This window comes from Alkalihalobacterium sp. APHAB7 (genome assembly GCF_048323755.1).
In the GTDB taxonomy this organism is placed as follows: domain Bacteria; phylum Bacillota; class Bacilli; order Bacillales; family Bacillaceae_F; genus Alkalihalobacterium.
The window spans coordinates 38,051-57,247 of record NZ_JBLWFS010000026.1 but is presented as its reverse complement, the minus strand read 5'-3'; the positions used below and the strand labels follow the sequence as shown (position 1 = coordinate 57,247).

Here is a 19,197-nt window from a genome sequence, read left to right as displayed (position 1 = left end):
AGGCACGCCGCCAGCGTTCGTCCTGAGCCAGGATCAAACTCTCCATAAAAGTGTTTGATATAGCTCACTTCCACAGGATGTGGTGGCTTCGATGTTGCAACAGGACGTTGCGTTCTTAATCGAAGTTTATTCATCACTGTGACGTTTTAAAACATTGACGAGATATCATGTATCTCATTTATTTCGCTTGGCTTTTTGTTCAGTTTTCAAAGAACTTTTTGTTGTCGTTGTTAGTGACAAGAATTATATCTTATCATGCTAGTAACATTTAATCAACAACTTTTTTTTGGTAGTATTAATTTGTTTCTGATATCAACTTCAGACTTAACGAAGCGACAAAATATATCATAACAAATTATCAACTTTAACGCAATAACTTTTTTATAAGATAAAAGCAATCATCATGTGCATCAAATAGATCGCTCCAGTGGCGATAGAAAATAATATACCAAAATTTCAACTTATAAGCAACAGCTTATAACACGCCAATTTTATCCATTTTTATTTACCTTCTTGCTTCTATATTAATCACCGGAAATTTATATTGTCTAATCTGTAATAAAAGATGTGGCAGTTAGCAAACTATAAGCAAAAAGAATATAACTTGGTTTATTTCGCGAATAATGAAGCAAAACTTTAAATAAAGACAGCTCATTAATTCTGGTAAAAAAGAATGCACTAAATAAGAAGTTACGTTTTACATAAACACAATAGTTCGGTATTATTTTTAATGTTGTCATGCTAGTGTCATGATAGTGAACATAGAAAGGATGTAAAATTTAATGTCAAAACAACAAATCGGTGTTTTAGGTGTAGGCGTCATGGGAAAAAGTTTGGCTTTAAACTTTGAAAGTAAAGGACACTCTGTTTCCATTTATGATATCTCAACAGAAACTGTAAAGAATATTACTGCTGAACATAGTGAAAAGAATATTGTAGGTACATATAGTATAGAGGAATTTGTAGAATCACTTGAAGTCCCACGAAAAATACTATTAATGGTTCAAGCTGGTGCTGTTACAGACAAAGCAATCGAGTCGTTATTACCCTACCTGTCTGAAAAAGATATTTTAATCGATGGTGGAAATACATATTTCGTTGATACGATGAGGCGTAATCAATACCTTGCTGAAAAGGGTATTCATTTTATTGGTGCAGGTGTTTCTGGTGGTGAAGAAGGAGCATTAAAAGGGCCGGCAATTATGCCTGGAGGACAAAAAGAAGCATATGATTTAGTCCAATCGATGTTAGAAGGTATTTCTGCAAAAGTAGATGGTGACCCTTGTTGTACTTATATTGGTCCTGATGGTGCAGGTCATTACGTTAAGATGGTTCATAATGGAATTGAGTATGGTGACATGCAGTTAATATGCGAAGCTTATTTCTTAATGAAAGAAGGCTTAAATTTATCGAATGATGAACTGCATCAGATTTTTGCGGAATGGAATAAAGGGGAACTAGATAGTTACCTCATTGAAATTACAGCAGACATTTTTACGAAAAAAGATCCTGAGACAGGCGAAGCGATTGTTGATTTAATATTAGATACTGCAGGTCAAAAAGGAACTGGAAAATGGACGAGTCAAAGTTCTTTAGATTTAGGAGTACCTCTTCCGATTATTACAGAATCTGTATTTGCTCGTTTCTTATCAGCAATGAAAGAGGAACGGGTGAAAGCAAGTACTATTTTATCAGGTCCAAGCCAACCCAAATTTAAAGGAAATAAAGAAGAGATCATTGAGTCCATTCGACAGGCTCTTTATTTCAGTAAAATTTGTTCATACGCTCAAGGCTTCGCTCAACTAAAAGCAGCTTCAGAAGAATACAATTGGGATCTTCAATACGGTAAAATTGCGATGGTCTTCAGAAATGGTTGTATTATTCGTGCTGGTTTCCTACAAAATATAATGGAAGCATACGATCGTGACCCGGACTTATCAAACCTTCTTTTAGATCCATATTTCAAAGAAGTTTCTGACCAATATCAAGGGGCTTTAAGAGATATCATTTCACTGGCAGTACAAAGCGGCATTCCAGTGCCAGCATTATCTGGAGCACTATCTTATTTTGATAGCTACCGTAGTGAAAGACTCCCTGCTAACCTTTTACAAGCACAACGAGATTATTTTGGAGCACATACGTATCAACGTATCGATAAAGAAGGAACTTTCCATACAAACTGGCTGGAAAAATAAATAAAAAGCAGGCCTCAATTCATTGCTGATGAGAGGTCTGCTTTTTTTACAATTAAAAAAGAAGAAGCATAAGGGCCGTTATACCCATAATGCTTCTAGATTATACTTTTTCTTTTACACGGTTACACCATCAAGTAATAATACACGTGCAGGAGACGCATCTGTGCCAATTAACTTCAGTGGAGCTGCAACCATTAAATATCCTTTTGCTTCAACCTCTTTTAATTGTAAACCTTCTATAATAATGATATCTTTTCCAAAAAGTGTTTTGTGCGTTGGGTGTCCTTCTTGGCTACGTTCAATCCCTAAAGTATCAATGCCAACTCCACGTATTCCTTTTTCCGCTAAGAATTTTGCCCCGTCTTCAGCTAAGAAAATAAAATCAAAATTAAAATCTTCATCAAACGAGTTTTTTGTTTTTAATAAAATAAAGTCATTTTCTACAATATCTAAACCTTGTAAATCTGCCGAGGTAACACGATCCTCAACGTGAGTTAAATCAAGTACTTTACAAGGGCCTACTAATTTTTCTAATTCAATCGTTTCAAATGTTTTTCCATCAACGACCATATGTAACGGAGAATCAACGTGAGTTCCGGAATGAACATCTAAATCAAGACGAGATTCGGTTACATAATCGTTCGTTTCCGTACGTAATTTCGGTTGTTTCTCGGGCTTATTTTTATATACGGGCATACCCTCATAGATCGGCACGCTAATATCAATCACTTTCATTGTGTAAATACCTCTTTCTATTTATTTATATCGTTAGTTGACCACCAATGGTTTCCGTCTCTAGCTAACAATTCATCTGCAGCATTAGGCCCCATGGACCCTGCTTCATAAGTATGAATATCAATTTCTCGACTTTCCCACGCCTTTGAAATCATATCAATATACGTCCAAGATAAATCTACTTCATCCCAGTGGGCAAAGTTCGTTGCATCACCTAGCATACAATCATAAATGAGACGTTCATAAGCTTCGGGTGTATTTCCGGTATCCACACAATCATTACAATAATCGAGTTGAACCGGTACACTTCCACCAGATGTCCCCATCTTTTTACCATTTAACACTAATGAAATCCCTTCGTCCGGCTGAATATGAATGATCAACAAATTAGGATGAACTTTTTCTTCTTTATTTAAATAAAGATTCATTGGCAAATCTTTAAATTGAATAACAACTTCTGTTGATTTAACACGCATTCTTTTACCAGTACGAATATAGAAAGGTACTCCAGCCCATCTATGACTATCAATGACTAACTTTCCAGCAACATATGTTTCTGTATATGATTCAGGGTCTACATTACTTTCACTTCGGTAGCCTGCTACTTCATTTCCATCAATTTCACCTGGTCCATATTGTGCACGAACGAAATAGTCACTGATTTTCTCTCGTGGGATAGGACGAAGTGCACGAAGTACTTTTATTTTCTCACTACGAATTTCTTCAGGAGTTAACCGTAATGGCGGATCCATTGCAAGTAAGGATACCATTTGTAACATATGGTTTTGTACCATATCACGAAGGGCACCTGACTTTTCATAATACCCGCCACGGTCTTCTACCCCTAATGTTTCACTTGATGTAATTTGAATATTTTCTATGTATCGATTACTCCACAAGTGTTCAAAAATAGCATTACCAAAACGAATTACCTCAATGTTTTGGACCATCTCTTTCCCTAAGTAATGATCAATACGATAAATTTCGTCTTCAGCAAATGCTTCACGTATTTCACGGTTTAATTGTTGTGCAGATGGTAAATCATGACCGAATGGCTTTTCAATAATAAGCCTTGTCCATCCATCCGTATCTGTCAATCCCTCAGATTTTAGGTTAGACGCTATTGTACCAAAAAATTCAGGTGCCATTGCCATATAAAAAATTCGGTTACCTGGTATATGATGCTTAGTATCTAATTCATTCAGTAGACTATTTAGTTCGTGATATGAATTTTTTTCTTGCACATCAAATGGTAAGTAATAAAAATGCTCACAAAACTTTTCGACTAACTCTTCATTTGCATTCTTTCCCAATGATTGTCTTACGGTTTCGCGGAGCGTATTATCTGTCCACGATCTTCTGCCTAATCCAACAACAGCAAACTCTTCAGATAATTTATTTCCTTTAAATAAGTTGAAAATAGAAGGATATAACTTTCTTTTTGCTAAATCACCAGTTGCTCCAAAAATAACTAATGTAGATTTCGGTTTTGTGTTCATCAGTAATGGCCTCTCTTATCTCTCACTATTAATTTAGGAGGAAATTAAATATTCCTTCTTATCAATTACTTTATTAACATAAAAAACCTTTAAAAATTCATATGTACACCCTATTCCTTTTAATTTCCCCTACTATGGTGAAATTATCATGTCCTATTGAATGACTAAATAGAAATAGGACACAACATTTCAATTCTAGACGAGCAGATTGTTAAAATCAATCAATTTGTCCGCATTTTTCATAATTTTAATCAACTTAAACCTTGGAAATTACATCTAATGGAAGTTAAGCTTATTATAAATGAGGGGATATTGAAGGTAATAATGCCTAAGGTCAAACCAACAGTGAGAGTTCTATCCTAAGACACTTTAGTCCACTAAAGGTACCTGGTACCTTTAGTGGATGGTTTTTGTTGGATATATTCTATAAAAAGAAAACTAACAGAAAGACAAAGGCAACACTATTGCCTATTTCAATTATTCCTAATGTTATTGGCTTCACTGGTTTCTTCGGCATAATCCATGTTTTTAGAGAACTTACAGCTAAAGCTAATGCCACGAATGGAAGGCCCAATAACATCGGTACGATAATGAGTCCACCGTGATAGAAGTTAGAAAGCTTTTGAAAACGTTTGTTACCTCGTTCACGAATGAAAGTTTTCACATGAAAAACGCTACCAATAAAGAAGCAAACATTTAACAACATGATGAAATATGCTTGTAATGGAATAGCACCATTACCGATGTAAAAAGCAACTAGTACAAGTAACGAAAAACCAACAATGGCAACGACATCATTGACAAACAACCGCTCTTTCTTTTGCTTTGCAAACCATAAATTTAACCCAAAAAACGGGCTGATTACTAGAAATAATAAAATTAAAAATGGATATATGACAAGCACGGGAACTACAAAGAAACTACCTATAAGAATATAGAGTAATAGAGCTGGAAGAACCTCTTTTCCCAATTTCGGCCTTCGAATATAAGAAAGAAGCGGTCCAGTAGCAAAATAAAAGCTCAAAATGCCAATGAAGAAAAACAAATGAAGCCATTTCGTTTCGCTAAATAATGCACCTAATAAATATGGGATAATTAACATCGCCCATGCACCATGTTCTCGTGGAATGAATAATTTCATTTATCATCTCGCCTTTCTATCGCTACAATAAATAAGCTAGCTAAAACCAGATTATATTGCTCATACTTAGAATGAACAGTAAATGATAGCTGGCGCTTATCAAACATAATTTTGTGAATGATTAGCGCCAGTTATGGGGGAGGAAAGACTTATACAGCCTTTCTACAATAAGTTTAGCTTATTCTTATATTATTTGATGTGAAAAACATCACAAATAGTAAAATGCTTGTGTGATTTTTTGCACTGCCACCCATATCTTATTTTGTTACATTAGGGCTACACTTAGATAGAAAGGATGTTTTCATGTTATCCGTTACGATTTCATATGAACATTTAGAACCTTTGTCCATCACGATCAATGGATCAATATTACGAGATTCCACTGAGCATTTCCAAAGCAAAATTAACCACATACATGAATTGAAAATTGTCCATCATCTTAAAGAAAAATGTTGGTTTCTTTCCTTCCCTCCTGAGTTGAATTTAGCCGAATTAGAAAAAATTCATGAACTTATTGAACAACTACTTCTTCATAGCGCTGAGTCAACACTTGATGATACACAAGCCTTTATCGGATATTTGCCAGATGGCAGCCAAGCTTTTATATCCCATCGATTTAAAGAATGGCGAGAATTTATTTTAAAAGCAAAGCATCGCTCTATGGAAGGACAAAAAGTTGAGATTTTTTCAGAAAATGAAAAGTTAGCAGACGGGATCCTAGTAGATTATGAACTAGCAGATGGGCAAACATTCGAAATTAAAAGCATCACGTTATTAACACGTTTCGGTGAAAAAGTATTCTCTCAAAGTAAAATGTCTATTGCTGCAACCGGAGAATTTTTCTAAGCACATAAAAAAACTTTTGATCTTTCTATATGATTATAAGTCCCGCTTACCTTCTTGACTGCAATTAACCTTTTAAACCTTTAATAAGTGTGCCTAAAAAGCGTGTGAAACTTTCACACGCTCAATTTCATAATGTTTTAGTATAATTAATTATAAAAGGCTGTTTTCGTATACTTTGTTGCTTTTGGACCGTTTTCGCTTCACTCTCTTATAAAAAGAGGCTGACTTTATTTGCACAAGCAAACCTCATAACGAGGAGTGCAAAGCAAAAGTCAACCTCCCTTTTAAATTGTACATATTTCTACGGGACAATCGCCACAGTGCAAATAATCCTTTAAGAATTTGATGTTTTTTATGACGATATAACCATCGTCTAACTCGATTACCTCTTCTTTTTTCAAGTCATTTAGCATACGATTTACACTTTCTCTTGATGTACCAATAAAATTAGCCAAATCTTGATTCGTTAGATTTACGTTTATTTTTACTCCCTCTTCATGATCAATCCCATAAGAGTTAGAGAAGCGAATTAATGTTGAGTAAATAGCTCCTGTTTTACCACAAAGTAAAAGATCTCGGAATTTAGCTTGTGTCGATTGGGTGTGTCTTGTGAACCACTTCATGAAAGCCATAGCAATTTCACCATTTTGGCAAAATAAGTTTTCTAATTGCTCACGTTCAAAGCGCACTAATTTAGCCTTTCCAACAACTTTAGCCGTTACACTGATCGCCATTTCGTTGAATAAACCAACTTCACCAACTAGTTCATCTTTTTGTTTTAAATGAACAGAAAACTCTTTTCCATCAATCGTCATCTTACTTAAGCTAACTTGCCCTGAACGAACTAAGTATACGAATTCTGGATAATCACCTTCAACAAATAAGACAGTACCTTCATCGGCTGTTATTTCCGTACCTACATCTAAAAGAATTCGTTGGTTTTCAGGTGACAATTCACTAAAAAACCTTTTCATTTCAACCGTTCGCTTCTCCACTTTTACTTCACTCCAATTTTACTTTTCTAGTTGCATTTATGTGTAAACTCTACAAAAGATTATTAATAAGTGTTTTATTATATGAAATGTCTCACTTTTATTAAACCCACTTCTCGATCGTTAACCAACTTTTCGTATCGATTAGGTTTTCCTTTGTAATCACTATTGATACAGTACTTATGCAAAATTTCTTACTTCTGATGATACGTTAGCTGTTATGTATTATCAATCGGTGAATACCCTGAATTACTTAGGTGTATTTTTCCCTACTCCGACCTTTTGTATAATAATCTACACTTCGATCATCTCCATAAATCTTTGGTAAAATTGACACAATAAAGAAACTTAACTTATTTAGAAAAGAAAAAAGCCAACAAATCTGCTTAAAATGTCCTAAAAAGACCATTTTAGTTGGCATATGTTGGCTTTCTCACTAATTGGTGTATTCTAATTTCCGCCACTTTAAGTACGTTAAAAATGCAATAACCGATGAAACGACTCCAACAATTGTATAAGTGTAAATTTTCTCATACTCGACACCTAAATACGCTTCAATCGTCCATTGTAGCATCACGACATTCACAGCAATCGTTATTAATATAATGGCCCAGCAGATTTTTTTACCCATGGCGAATTTTCCTTCCCACCGCATACACGACCCCATTATCTAATTCGATTTCAATTAGCGGTAACTCCCGTTGCGGCGGGCCAGCCATCGGTTGCCCACTGTGTAAGTCAAAATATCCTTTATGACACGGACAAACTAATTCTTCTTTTTCTGGTTCATAAAAAACCGGACACATTAAGTGTGGACAAGCACTGTTATACGCTAACCACTCACCAGCCTTCGTATGAATAAGAATGGCTGGATCTTTATCTGTTGGGTAGTTAAATGTAATTGAACTTCCTTTTGGTACATTCACCATTTTGGCTATTTCCGTTCGTTCAAAATCGTCTTCAGCAAAACCCAGCATCGCTCGTACTGAAAATGGTACTGTTGCAAGTCCTAACGCTACTGAGGCTCCTACTGCCGTCTTTAAGAAAGCACGACGGTTAAATTTTAAATCGTCATCACGATCAATATTATCGACAAGATTAACCATATCATCTTGACTGTCTTTTTGATTTCGACCGAGTTTCTTCTTATCTGTCATCTTTATCCCTCCTCTGGTCTTAGAAAATCATTAATCCGAATACACCCCGAAAAACTCAGGCACGTATTGCCATTTATCTTGTTCTGAAGGTTTTTTTCCTTCAATTAAGTTCATCTGTGTACGACGTCTGCGTAAAGCTTGCATTTCGTCGAAGTCAATAAAACGGATCGCATCACTCGGACAAACTGATGCACACATCGGGGAAATCCCGTATTGGGTTCTGTCATAACACATATCACATTTGTACATCTTATTTTCTTCAAAGTCGAATTTTGGTATACCAAATGGACATCCAAACGTACAGTTACGACAACCGATACACTTTTCTTCCATTGCCGAAAGGACGACACCTTCTTCTGTTATTTGAATTGCATTCGCCGGACATACTCGTGCACATGCTGGGTCCTTACATTGCATACATAACATAGGAAACGTTTGTCTACTTTCCATAAAGTCGACATATTCAACGTAGTTTCTTTCTTTTGCATCGTGACCGCCACATTCACGGCATGCCGCTTGACATGAGCGGCAGCCGATACACCTTTCAAATTCTAAATACATAACTTTTTTCATTGCAGAACACTCCTTATCCCATTTAGGCCTTTTTCATTTTTACCGAACATACTTTAAATTCAGGCATTCTCGAAACTGGATCTAAAGCTGGATTTGTTAATACATTAACCGCAAGTTCTTTGCCCCAATGGTAAGGAACAAACACTGTATCTTCACGAATTGCTTTCGTCAATCGAACTTCTAATTCCATTTCTGAACGTCTTGTCATTAATTTCACTGTGCCCCCATTTACGAGGCCATATTGACTTGCAAGTGCTGGATGCATCTCCGCATAAGGTACCGGACATTGCTGCATTAAAAATTCAGTTCGTCTAGTTTGACTTCCGGATAAGAAGTGGAAAACCACACGTCCAGTTGTTAAATACAACGGATATTCCTCATCAGGGACTTCTCCTGAGTCTCGGTAGTTAACAATTGGAAGAATTGCTTTTCCATCAGGAGTTCCGAATTTCTCTTTAAACATCGTTGGTGTTCCCGGGTGGTCTTCTGAAGGACATGGCCAAAATACACCGTCTTCTTGGTCAATTCGCTCGTACGTAATCCCGTAATAATCAGCTTTTCCACCTTTTGAAGCTAAGCGGAACTCATCAAAGATCTCACGTGCATTGTTGTAGTTGAATAAATGTCCTTTACCCATTCGCTCTGCAATCGCCTTCATAATTTGCCAATCCGTTTTCGATTCTCCAATCGGGTCTTTTACTTTACGAATACGAATGACTCGACCTTCAAGATTAGTCGTTGTCCCTTCGTCTTCTGCCCAAGATGTTACTGGAAGAATAACATCTGCAAATTCAGCAGTTTCTGACATAAAGAAGTCACTTACAACTAAAAAGTCTAATTTATTAAATCCATTCCATATATGTTGAAGGTTAGGTGCTGATACCGCTGGATTACTACACATGACATGCATTCCGCGAATGCGACCTTCCTCAATTTCATCAAACATTTCGTACGCAGATACCCCTTCTCTCGGCATATCAGCGGGGTCAATTCCCCATACGCTCGAAACATATTTAACTGCTTCTGGATCAGAAATTTTACGGTAACCTGGAAGTGCATCAGCTTTTTGGCCGTGTTCACGTCCACCTTGACCGTTCGCTTGACCAGTAAATGTTGCTACACCTGATGCGAATTTACCAATTTGTCCTCTTAGAAGCGCCATTGACGTATAAAGTCTAACATTGTCTACACCTTTAGATTGCTGTTCAATACCTCGTGCAAACATGACAACTGATCGAGGAGAACGTCCAAAGATGTGAGCGGCTTTCACAATTTTTTCTACTGCGACACCCGTAATTTTCGAAGTGAATTCAGGTGTAAAACCTTCTACTGCTTGTTTTAGTTCTTCATAGTTATTACAACGCTCGTTGACATAAGCCTCATCTACATAGCCTTCTTTAATGAGCAGATGAAGCATTCCACTTGCTAATGTGTCATCTGTTCCAGGTCTAAGGTCAAGATGTACATCGGCAATTCGAGCAGTTGGAGTTTCACGAGGATCTGCAACGATCATTTTCGCTCCTTTGTCTCTCGCTTTCCATAACCATTGGATACTTGTTGGATGACATTCAGCCGTATTTGAACCAGCCATAAAGAAGCAATCCGTATGCTCTAACTCTGGCCATGGTAATGTTGATCCCCGATCTGTACCAAGTGTCTGCATAAACCCGCCAGCAGCTGAACTCATACAGAAGCGGCCATTATAATCAACATAACGCGTACCTAGTGCAGCTCGAGCATATTTCCCAACAAGGTAACATTTTTCATTTGTCATCGATACACCACCGAATACACTCAGTGCATCTTTACCGTGTTCTTTTTGCAGCTTTTTAAAGTTTTTCTCAATCAGATCAAGCGCTTCTTCCCAAGTTGCTTCAACAAATTGTCCGTTCTTTTTAATTAGCGGTTTTGTAATTCGCTCGTCGTGATCGATCGTTTGATAAGCGGTTACCCCTTTAGGACAAAGCTTTCCAAGTGTTACTGGCCAGTCGTAACGAGGCTCTACCCCTACGACTTTATTTGTTTTTTCATCTAGGCGAATGTGCATGCCGCACTGCATTCCGCAGTAACAACAGTGTGTTGAAATTAATTTTTCTCCTTCATGTTGTAAGTTTTTTACGCCTTCTTTTACAAGATAGTCCGTCATTTTATTTCTCCCCTTCTCTTGTTTCATCATAAAAGTTTTCAGAACGTTTGCGGCCAAACCCTGGAATGTGAATACCGTTATTCGTTTGGATCGGTCCAAATGGATTCCCTGCTGCATTTTCTAAATTTAATTGGCTCATTACACGCATTCTTCTTCGACACGATGGACAGTAGTCCGCTAAATAAGAACCGTCTTTTAGTTGTAAGTCAAAGGCTTGCACTCCTAAAATATCTTTAACATCATCAATTTGATCGTCACTGCTATATGTTGTTCCGCATTTTTTACATGGTCGAGTATCGACCTTCAATTGCTCTTGGTAGTTCATCGGAACCGCCACAGCTAATGGACGAATTGGTAAGTGGAACAGCTTTCCAAACGGGAAGTATACTAAGAAAATCACAACCGTAAATTGGTGAAAAAGCGCTAAATAAGAATGAATAAAGCCACCTAAAAATTTATAAGAAACCGTTAATAATAAGCCAGATACTGTTACCGCTAGAAGCATATATAAAGGAAATAAATCAAATTCGAACCGTTGTGTCACTTGAACACCTTTGTCTCTTTGGCGTCGGATCATCATCATGACGACTCCACCTAATACCATTAAAGCGGTAATGTTTAGGCCATTAAAAACTAATTCTGCGAATAATCCGTCTGCTGCCATCTTGATCATTGGGTACCCCATCACTACAAGTTGGTATGTCGTGGCATCAACGAGTTTAAAGTGCATCCAGCCAAACGTCAGTCCAAATGTAATCGCAAAAGATCCGATACAGCCCCAAGCTACAAGCCAGTGTTGAATGCCCCGATAAATGCCGCGCTTGAAAATAAATTTTTGGAATAAAATATTATCGACTAATGTTTGCATCACAGATTTAATGTTACGTTTTTGTCTTTTTCTTGCTTTTAAGTTTTGGATCGTTCTTTTTAATACTTGGTGAGTCGCTGGTCGCATCGACCAAGCACATATTCTAACCGTCATCCCAATCGCAAAGACAAATGATGAAATTAAATAACCAAACAACATCATGTCCACATGGCTGAACTGCTTTGTACCAATCCACATCGAGGTAATTAATAGTAAAACTACAATGAAAGCATACATACTTGTTTTTGAATAAAAGGACTTTTCAAACTGAGTCATCCTTGTCACTCCTCTACGTTAAATCACAATTTGTTTTGTTAAACTTATTGTAGAGGCAGCTCGATTTTAGTACTGTGAGTTTTTTCACACGAGATAAGAAAATATAGTAACAAAATAATGGTAGAATTTTTTTGGGGGGAAGCAAACTATTGATACAACGCTATTTGTAGAAAAGTAAGGATGAACTTTAGACGATCTGTGAACTTTATGACACAATTTAAAATGCTTTTTTCGAGAATATTGTTTAGTACTAGAGTCCTATAATGAAAACAAGCCCCAATCATACGATTGAAGCTTGTTGATCTAAAAGATTTGATTTATGTTATTGTTGCTGGAATATAGCCACAACTCGGATCACTTGCCAAGTAATCACCGTGCACGGCAAAGGCACGAGCGCGAGATCCGCCACATATGTTTTTAAATTCACACTGGCCACACTTTCCTTTGAGTAAAGATTTATTTCGTAAGGCTTTCATGACAGGTGATTGTTGATAGATATCTAACAATGATTGCTCACGAACATTCCCACATTTTACAGGTAAAAAGCCGCTTGGATAGACATCGCCAGTATGACTAATAAAAACAAACCCATCTCCATCATTAACCCCTTTTGGAGCACGTCCTAGTATGTCAGTACGTTTCTGTGGTTTCTCAAGATCCACCGAACGATTATCTGAATGGTTTCCACGTCTACTAGAAGTAGCAGTCTGTTTATTTTGCAAAAACACTCTCCGGTAATGAGGTGCTTCAGTCGCTTTCACATGATACGGCATTTTTTCCTGCACCCCAACGAGCCAGTTCATGACTTCTTCATGTTGGTGCGGGGTTAACATGTCTTTTTGTTGAGCTCGTCCTGTTGGAATTAAGAAAAATAAACTCCAAAGGACAGCTCCCATATCTTTAACGACTTCGCTAATTCGCTCCAAATCATCAATATTATAGTTTGATACCGTAGTATTAATTTGAATTGGGATCCTTAATTCTTTCAGGTAAGAAATACCTTTCATTGTTCGATCAAACGACCCATTTGTCCCTCGAAAATAATCATGAATTTTTGCATTGGATCCATCTAAACTAAATGCCCATCGTGATAAACCCACACGCTTCGCCTCTTCAACGGCCGCTTTCGTCACTTTAGGTGTGGCACTCGGTGTCATCGAGACGGCAAGATTTTTTTCATGGATCGCATACTGTGCCAACTGAAATAAATCTGGTCTCATAAGCGGGTCGCCGCCAGTAAAGACAAAAAGCGGGTTATTCATGTCAGCAATTTGATCAATTAGTCGTTTTCCCTCTTCAAATGATAATTGTGTTGGGTCTGCTTTATATTGAGCCTCCGCACGACAATGAAGACATTTTAAAGCACAAGCTCGTGTAACTTCCCAAATCACGATGAAAGGAAATTCGTTATAATTCTGGTGAATTGCATTTGCATTAGTATCTATGGTCATTTTCAGCCACTCTCCTTCTACAGCAAAGCTTCTACTTTGACTATAAGAGAAAATCCTAGTCTTGACTGTGAGCTCTATCACAATCACTCTTTTAATTTAAAATGATTGATTTTCTCTTGCAGCCTTTCAGACATCCTCGTTAATTGACTCGATGCGGCACTCACTTCCTGCATCGCTGCAGTTTGTTGCTCAGTCGAGTCCGCAACAAAGTCTGTATGATTTGCATGGCTCTCTGATATGTCCACGATTATTTTGGTTAGTTCTACGATTTTTTGAATTTCTTCATTTATTTCTTTTAACGTACTACTAATATGGTAGACATCACCTGTAATCTCATTAATGGATTCTGCAATTTCATGGAACGAATTACCTGCTTGATTCATCACTGCTATTCCGTCTGTTACCGTTTGGTCACCATGAGATGATGTTTTGACTGCTTCTGTTGTTTCTTCTTGTATCTGTGATATCAACTCTCGTATCTCGTTTGTTGAAGCTGACGACTGTTCTGCTAATTTTCGAACTTCATCAGCAACCACTGCAAACCCCTTCCCATGCTCTCCTGCACGGGCAGCCTCAATAGCTGCATTCAATGCTAATAAATTCGTTTGATCGGCTATAGCTGTTATCATCGATATGATCTCGTTGATTTGTTCTGATTTTTTATCAAGACCATTCATCGTTTCTTTCATTGAAACTGAATTTTGTTTTATCCTTTCCATTTGCTCAATGGCACGCTTAATCACTTCATCACCTGTATCAGCCTTTTCATTAGCGAGTTTCGATATCTCAGATGATTTTTTTATTCGTGTCAGTACATTATCCATATCATTCGAAATGTGAGTAATAACTTCATTAATATGGTTCGATTTCCTTACTTGCTGTTGCGAATCTTCTTGAATACTTTTAATTCGATCTGAATTCAGCTCCGTTGTTGTCGTCACTTGTTTTGCTTGTTTGGATAATTGCTCAGATGTAGCTGCCACTTGGTATGAGCTATCAGAGACATCACCGACCATCTCTTGCAACTGATCAACCATGGAATTAAAATCATTGCCTAATTCACCAATCTCATCTTTTCGGTTAATCGTTATACGTGGCGCAGTCAAATCTCCTTGAGCGATTTTCTTGGCATACACGATAAAATCTGAAATAGGCTTCATTGTTCTACTAACAAACCAAATGGTCACGATTGTCGTAATTAATAGAGGAATAATTCCGAATAAAATACCGCCTTTCACCATATCCCACGTTCTCTCATGAACAATGCTTGCATCAAAATCGATGGCACTAATTGCAATCATTTCTTTACTCGGATCGTGATCTTTAAAGATTGGTGCATAGCCTGTAAGTCGTTTCATTCCACCAAACTCATAAATGTCTGAATAATGGGGATGGCCCATTGACTTCATCATGTGTAAAGCTTCTTCGTCTAAATAAAACATATCGCCTGCTTGAAATCCTTGTGCTTGCAAGTTTACATCTGCTACTAATACCTTTCCTTCTAGTGAAAGTATGTACTGTGTTTCAAATATGTCTTTATGATCGACGGTCCAGCTAATTAATTGCCCAATTTCTGCGGACTTTGATAAGTCTCCTTGTGCAAGTTGTTCAATATCAGTAGGATTTAATAGCCCTGTTGTTATATTGGCACATCCGTACAATTCAATAGCCGCTGCTTCTTTTACTTTTTCATAAATAATTCGATAATTGGATATGGAAATTATCGCCATTGAAATAAAAATCGTTGTAAAAATAATTACTCCTAATTTCATAGTAACGCTCGTTTTCTTCATATACTCACCTCTTAATAATTATCATTCTTTTACTAGATTGTAACTATATTCATAATTTTCCGTTGTGAGAAAAGTCACATCTTAAATAAAAGAAAGATACTAAAATAGAGTTATATTGGTTTTACTTTAATAATTAGGAGTGAAAAAGATGATTACTGGAAATGTAATTGCGGTAACTAGCGGCAAAGGCGGCGTAGGAAAATCAACGGTATCCGTAAATCTAGCTCTTGCTTTATCTCGATTAAATAAAAGTGTGGCTATCATAGATTTAGATATTTACGGCTTTAGTGTACCGAAAATCTTAAATATCACAGATCGTCCCAAAACGATTAATAATAAAATCATTCCTGTTGGCTCACATGGTTTAAGTGTTATGTCCACCGGATTTATGGTGCGCGGAAATAACCCCATTGTTTGGCGCGGTCCAATGCTAGGACGAATGATCGAACATTTCTTTAAAGACGTGATTTGGGGGAAACTTGACTATGTAATTTTAGATATGCCGCCAGGGACTGGAGATGTTGCGCTTGACCTTCATCATATGGTTCCTGAATGCAAGGAGATTATTGTTACAACGCCTCACCCGACAGCAACACATGTAGCTGAACGAGCAGGGACGATGGCGCAAAATACTAACCATGAAATATTAGGTGTCATCGAAAATATGTCTTATTTCTCTCCTCCTGGACAAGATAAGAAATATTATCTTTTTGGAAAAGGCGGCGGGGAGACATTATCTAAAACATTAGATACTCAACTATTGGCTTCCTTACCTATGGCTCTCCCGAATGACAATGGTGAAGTTCCATCTATTTATGATGAGACTACGAATTTATTTGCTCACTTTAATGAACTTGCCCAGCAAATTGACGAAGTTTTATTAAACCAAAAAACAGCAATAAATTAATTTTATACTTGCAGAAAAGCCGTTTCTATATCGATATGGAAACGGCTTTTCTTATTGATTAAATTCACTCTTTCCCTTTCCTATCATAAGGTTAGACTTCTTGCTCAACATCACCTTATACCATCACGTTATGTGGAAACCGAGTTCAGCTCATTTACACAGTACATACATTGTTTGTTTTTTGAAACCTACTAAAAAAAGAAGCCGACTCCATAGATGAGTCGGCCTCAATGTGTAGATCTGACTATGAGGAATAACGTAAAGCTCCCAAGAATAGTGAATTCAGTTTGGGTCTTTACTGATTGTCAGTGAAATAATATAGGGTTTAACCACCAATAGCCGACATAGCTCTTACAGTTGGCGTCCCTTGTTCATACATCGTTTGCCCCATTTCATGATTTTTCGGCTTTAAAAACAATGCTCGCTTATAGGCATCAATAAGTGCGTGATGGTCATGGGCTATCGCTTTTACAGGTACTTCTGCTTCCCAGAACAAACACGATTTCAGATGTCCATCCGCAGTCAGGCGCAGTCGGTTACAACTAGCACAAAATTCATTGGATATCGGATGGATTAAGCCAAAGCTTCCTTTCGCATTTTCAAAAGAAAATGTTCGTGCTGGTCCTGCCAGTTCTTTTCTTTCGTGCTCAGTATATATGCCAATCGTTTCAGCTATATTTTTTACAATTGACAGGGACTGATATTGTTTGGACCATTCGAATTGTTGGTTTCCAATCGGCATGTATTCAATAAAGCGAATTTGTATATTTTCTTTCATCGTCCACTTTAAAAAGGTTTCAATCTCATCCACATTGTAGTCTTTTAATAAAACAACATTTAACTTGATGGGATGTAACTGATGATCGATAGCTGCTTGAATTCCTTCTAGGACATCTTTCAGTTTCCCGTTTCTCGAAATCTTCGTATATTTTTCTTCATTTAAAGTATCAAGACTGATGTTTATTCGATTTAAACCAGCGTCCTTTAACGCTTGAGCGTACTTTGCTAGAAAGATACCATTCGTCGTAAGCGCGATATCTTCTATACCAGGAATTTCTTTTAATCTCCCTATTAACTTTGGAAGGCCTTTACGAACTAGCGGCTCTCCTCCTGTAATACGAATTTTCTTTATGCCTAGTTGTGCTCCAGCTTGAACGATATTCACTATTTCGTCGTCTGTCAGTAGATGTTGAAAACTTGTACAATCATGAACCCCGTTAGGAACACAATAATGACAAAGGAGATTGCATCGATCTGTAACCGAAATTCTTAAGTAATCATGTTTCCGATCAAATCGATCAACTAAATTCATATCATCACTTCCTTTAACCTTACTTTATCAAATGATGATCGTTTATTCTGTGAAAAATATCACTGACCATAAACTTTATTAAATTAAAAATATTACAAAAAAAATCAAAATCTTGATGCAATTTATTAAATAATGGTCTATAATAGAAAACAACTTTACGCTTCAACGCTTTTAGGCATTAAAGTGTAAGGGGGTTTTCACGCTTTTGATAGACTTACATAAATCTAGGGGGCAACTATGATGAAAAAGAAATCGTTGGTAACTATTCTCTCTTCCATTGTTTGTCTTGTTGGACTTACAGCTTGTGGCGAATCAAACAGTGTAACAAACTCAAGTGAAAAAAATGATGCAACGGAAGTTATTACACTGAAGGTGGGACATATTGCACCACCTGGAGAGGCTTATGCACTCGGGTTTGAAGCTTATGCAGAAGCTGTGGAAGAGGCTACAGATGGACAAGTACAATTTGAAATTTTCGGTAACGGTTCCTTAGGGGGCGAAAGAGAGTTATTAGAAGGAGTCCAATTAGGAACTATAGATATGAGTGTGATTACAACGGGTGTAGTCAGCAACTTTGTTCCTGAAGTAACAGCTATTGAATTCCCGTTTTTATTTAAAGATTTAGAGCATGCTTATAAGACATTAGATGGTGAGGTAGGTCAAGAAATATTAGAGATCATGTCCAACTCAGGGTTAAAAGGAATTGCCTTTTGGGAAAATGGCCAACGTCATTTAGCGAATAATGTAAAGCCAATTATGACTCCAGAAGATCTAAAAGGATTAAAAATGAGGACGATTGAAAGCGAACTATTACTAGATACGTATAGTGCTTTAGGGACAAATGCTACACCGATGGCTTTTCCAGAAGTATACGGTGGTCTTCAACAAGGGGTTATTGATGGATCTGATTTTTCTTACGGAGTAATTTGGAGTACTAATGTGTACGAACAAACGAAATATCTTTCTGAAGTAGGATTATACTATGCATCTGCGACACTATTAATAAATCATGACGTATACAACTCGTTACCCGTAGATGTTCAAGAAGCAATTATAAATCTAGGAAAAGAATATGCACAAATACAACGTAACATTTCTCAAGAGTTAGAAGCTGAGCAAAAGCAAAATTTAATTGATAACGGAGTAGAAATCATTTCTAGCGAAGATCTAGATCTAAATGCTTTCCGTCAACTCGTAGAGCCTGTATATGAAAAACATGCTGAGAAATACGGAGAGTACATTCAGCGAATACAAGCTACCGAGTAAGGGAAAAGTAAGAGCGGCTGACCTATTGTCAGTCGCTCTT

16 protein-coding genes are annotated in these 19,197 nt (G+C 37.1%); 4 read left to right on the top strand and 12 right to left on the bottom strand.

From position 1 onward, the window contains the following. The first annotated feature begins 782 nt into the window (after positions 1-782). The gene (gndA, locus tag ACNSTQ_RS19135) at positions 783-2,195 is read left to right on the top strand and encodes an NADP-dependent phosphogluconate dehydrogenase (protein WP_418201382.1); all 1,413 of its coding nucleotides are present in this window, start codon (positions 783-785) and stop codon (positions 2,193-2,195) included. Between the two features lie 114 nt (positions 2,196-2,309). Here gndA and ACNSTQ_RS19130 read toward each other — a convergent pair whose 3' ends face one another. The 3 genes from ACNSTQ_RS19130 to ACNSTQ_RS19120 all read right to left on the bottom strand — a co-directional run bounded on the left by ACNSTQ_RS19130 (position 2,310) and on the right by ACNSTQ_RS19120 (position 5,570). Beyond that, a complete protein-coding gene (locus tag ACNSTQ_RS19130; protein WP_418201381.1) occupies positions 2,310-2,930 on the bottom strand; it encodes a cyclase family protein in 621 nt (206 codons plus the stop codon). 17 nt (positions 2,931-2,947) lie between these two features. Further along, a complete protein-coding gene (gene zwf, locus ACNSTQ_RS19125; protein ID WP_418201380.1) occupies positions 2,948-4,429 on the bottom strand; it encodes a glucose-6-phosphate dehydrogenase in 1,482 nt (493 codons plus the stop codon). Between the two features lie 424 nt (positions 4,430-4,853). Beyond that, positions 4,854-5,570, bottom strand: coding sequence for a YwiC-like family protein (locus tag ACNSTQ_RS19120; protein WP_418201379.1), 717 nt, complete (start codon positions 5,568-5,570; stop codon positions 4,854-4,856). Positions 5,571-5,873: 303 nt separating this feature from the next. Between ACNSTQ_RS19120 and ACNSTQ_RS19115 the strand changes: the two genes are divergently transcribed. Beyond that, complete coding sequence (locus tag ACNSTQ_RS19115) at positions 5,874-6,416, top strand: hypothetical protein (RefSeq protein WP_418201378.1); 543 nt, start codon at positions 5,874-5,876, stop codon at positions 6,414-6,416. A gap of 284 nt (positions 6,417-6,700) precedes the next feature. Here the strand turns inward: ACNSTQ_RS19115 and ACNSTQ_RS19110 are convergent, their stop codons facing one another. The 8 genes from ACNSTQ_RS19110 to ACNSTQ_RS19075 form a co-directional block, all read right to left on the bottom strand. Beyond that, positions 6,701-7,411, bottom strand: coding sequence for a Crp/Fnr family transcriptional regulator (locus ACNSTQ_RS19110; protein ID WP_418201377.1), 711 nt, complete (start codon positions 7,409-7,411; stop codon positions 6,701-6,703). Between the two features lie 433 nt (positions 7,412-7,844). Continuing rightward, positions 7,845-8,039, bottom strand: coding sequence for a hypothetical protein (locus tag ACNSTQ_RS19105; protein ID WP_216831317.1), 195 nt, complete (start codon positions 8,037-8,039; stop codon positions 7,845-7,847). Next, on the bottom strand, positions 8,032-8,565 hold the full coding sequence (locus ACNSTQ_RS19100; RefSeq protein ID WP_418201376.1) for a ubiquinol-cytochrome c reductase iron-sulfur subunit: 534 nt from the start codon (positions 8,563-8,565) through the stop codon (positions 8,032-8,034). The genes ACNSTQ_RS19105 and ACNSTQ_RS19100 overlap by 8 nt, the downstream gene beginning before the upstream one ends. 30 nt (positions 8,566-8,595) lie before the next feature. Continuing rightward, positions 8,596-9,138: a 4Fe-4S dicluster domain-containing protein gene (locus ACNSTQ_RS19095; protein ID WP_216831315.1), complete on the bottom strand. Its 543-nt coding sequence runs from the start codon at positions 9,136-9,138 to the stop codon at positions 8,596-8,598. A 22-nt stretch (positions 9,139-9,160) separates the two neighbouring features. Further along, positions 9,161-11,284, bottom strand: a complete 2,124-nt coding sequence (gene fdhF, locus ACNSTQ_RS19090) for a formate dehydrogenase subunit alpha (protein ID WP_418201375.1) — start codon at positions 11,282-11,284, stop codon at positions 9,161-9,163. Between the two features lies 1 nt (position 11,285). Beyond that, entirely contained in the window at positions 11,286-12,428 is a 1,143-nt protein-coding gene (locus ACNSTQ_RS19085) for an MFS transporter (protein WP_418201374.1), read from the bottom strand. A gap of 317 nt (positions 12,429-12,745) precedes the next feature. Next, the gene (locus ACNSTQ_RS19080) at positions 12,746-13,879 is read right to left on the bottom strand and encodes a TIGR04053 family radical SAM/SPASM domain-containing protein (protein ID WP_418201373.1); all 1,134 of its coding nucleotides are present in this window, start codon (positions 13,877-13,879) and stop codon (positions 12,746-12,748) included. A gap of 83 nt (positions 13,880-13,962) precedes the next feature. After that, positions 13,963-15,672, bottom strand: coding sequence for a methyl-accepting chemotaxis protein (locus ACNSTQ_RS19075; protein WP_418201372.1), 1,710 nt, complete (start codon positions 15,670-15,672; stop codon positions 13,963-13,965). A 148-nt stretch (positions 15,673-15,820) separates the two neighbouring features. Between ACNSTQ_RS19075 and ACNSTQ_RS19070 the strand changes: the two genes are divergently transcribed. Beyond that, on the top strand, positions 15,821-16,579 hold the full coding sequence (locus ACNSTQ_RS19070) for an Mrp/NBP35 family ATP-binding protein (RefSeq protein ID WP_418201371.1): 759 nt from the start codon (positions 15,821-15,823) through the stop codon (positions 16,577-16,579). A gap of 325 nt (positions 16,580-16,904) precedes the next feature. Here the strand turns inward: ACNSTQ_RS19070 and moaA are convergent, their stop codons facing one another. Next, positions 16,905-17,891, bottom strand: a complete 987-nt coding sequence (gene moaA, locus ACNSTQ_RS19065) for a GTP 3',8-cyclase MoaA (RefSeq protein WP_418201370.1) — start codon at positions 17,889-17,891, stop codon at positions 16,905-16,907. A gap of 237 nt (positions 17,892-18,128) precedes the next feature. Here moaA and dctP point away from each other — a divergent pair, with 237 nt between their 5' ends. Continuing rightward, complete coding sequence (gene dctP / locus ACNSTQ_RS19060) at positions 18,129-19,157, top strand: TRAP transporter substrate-binding protein DctP (protein WP_418201369.1); 1,029 nt, start codon at positions 18,129-18,131, stop codon at positions 19,155-19,157. The last annotated feature ends 40 nt before the right edge of the window (positions 19,158-19,197 follow it).

Bases quoted from the DNA above. Each gene is read 5' to 3' on its own strand.
- ACNSTQ_RS19080 (WP_418201373.1), bottom strand. From the start codon at position 13,879: ATGACCATAGATACTAATGCAAATGCAATTCACCAGAATTATAACGAA.
- ACNSTQ_RS19085 (WP_418201374.1), bottom strand. From the start codon at position 12,428: ATGACTCAGTTTGAAAAGTCCTTTTATTCAAAAACAAGTATGTATGCT.
- ACNSTQ_RS19070 (WP_418201371.1), top strand. From the start codon at position 15,821: ATGATTACTGGAAATGTAATTGCGGTAACTAGCGGCAAAGGCGGCGTA.
- dctP (WP_418201369.1), top strand. From the start codon at position 18,129: ATGATGAAAAAGAAATCGTTGGTAACTATTCTCTCTTCCATTGTTTGT.
- ACNSTQ_RS19130 (WP_418201381.1), bottom strand. From the start codon at position 2,930: ATGAAAGTGATTGATATTAGCGTGCCGATCTATGAGGGTATGCCCGTA.
- ACNSTQ_RS19105 (WP_216831317.1), bottom strand. From the start codon at position 8,039: ATGGGTAAAAAAATCTGCTGGGCCATTATATTAATAACGATTGCTGTG.
- fdhF (WP_418201375.1), bottom strand. From the start codon at position 11,284: ATGACGGACTATCTTGTAAAAGAAGGCGTAAAAAACTTACAACATGAA.
- ACNSTQ_RS19095 (WP_216831315.1), bottom strand. From the start codon at position 9,138: ATGAAAAAAGTTATGTATTTAGAATTTGAAAGGTGTATCGGCTGCCGC.
- ACNSTQ_RS19075 (WP_418201372.1), bottom strand. From the start codon at position 15,672: ATGAAGAAAACGAGCGTTACTATGAAATTAGGAGTAATTATTTTTACA.
- ACNSTQ_RS19100 (WP_418201376.1), bottom strand. From the start codon at position 8,565: ATGACAGATAAGAAGAAACTCGGTCGAAATCAAAAAGACAGTCAAGAT.
- ACNSTQ_RS19120 (WP_418201379.1), bottom strand. From the start codon at position 5,570: ATGAAATTATTCATTCCACGAGAACATGGTGCATGGGCGATGTTAATT.
- moaA (WP_418201370.1), bottom strand. From the start codon at position 17,891: ATGAATTTAGTTGATCGATTTGATCGGAAACATGATTACTTAAGAATT.
- gndA (WP_418201382.1), top strand. From the start codon at position 783: ATGTCAAAACAACAAATCGGTGTTTTAGGTGTAGGCGTCATGGGAAAA.
- zwf (WP_418201380.1), bottom strand. From the start codon at position 4,429: ATGAACACAAAACCGAAATCTACATTAGTTATTTTTGGAGCAACTGGT.
- ACNSTQ_RS19115 (WP_418201378.1), top strand. From the start codon at position 5,874: ATGTTATCCGTTACGATTTCATATGAACATTTAGAACCTTTGTCCATC.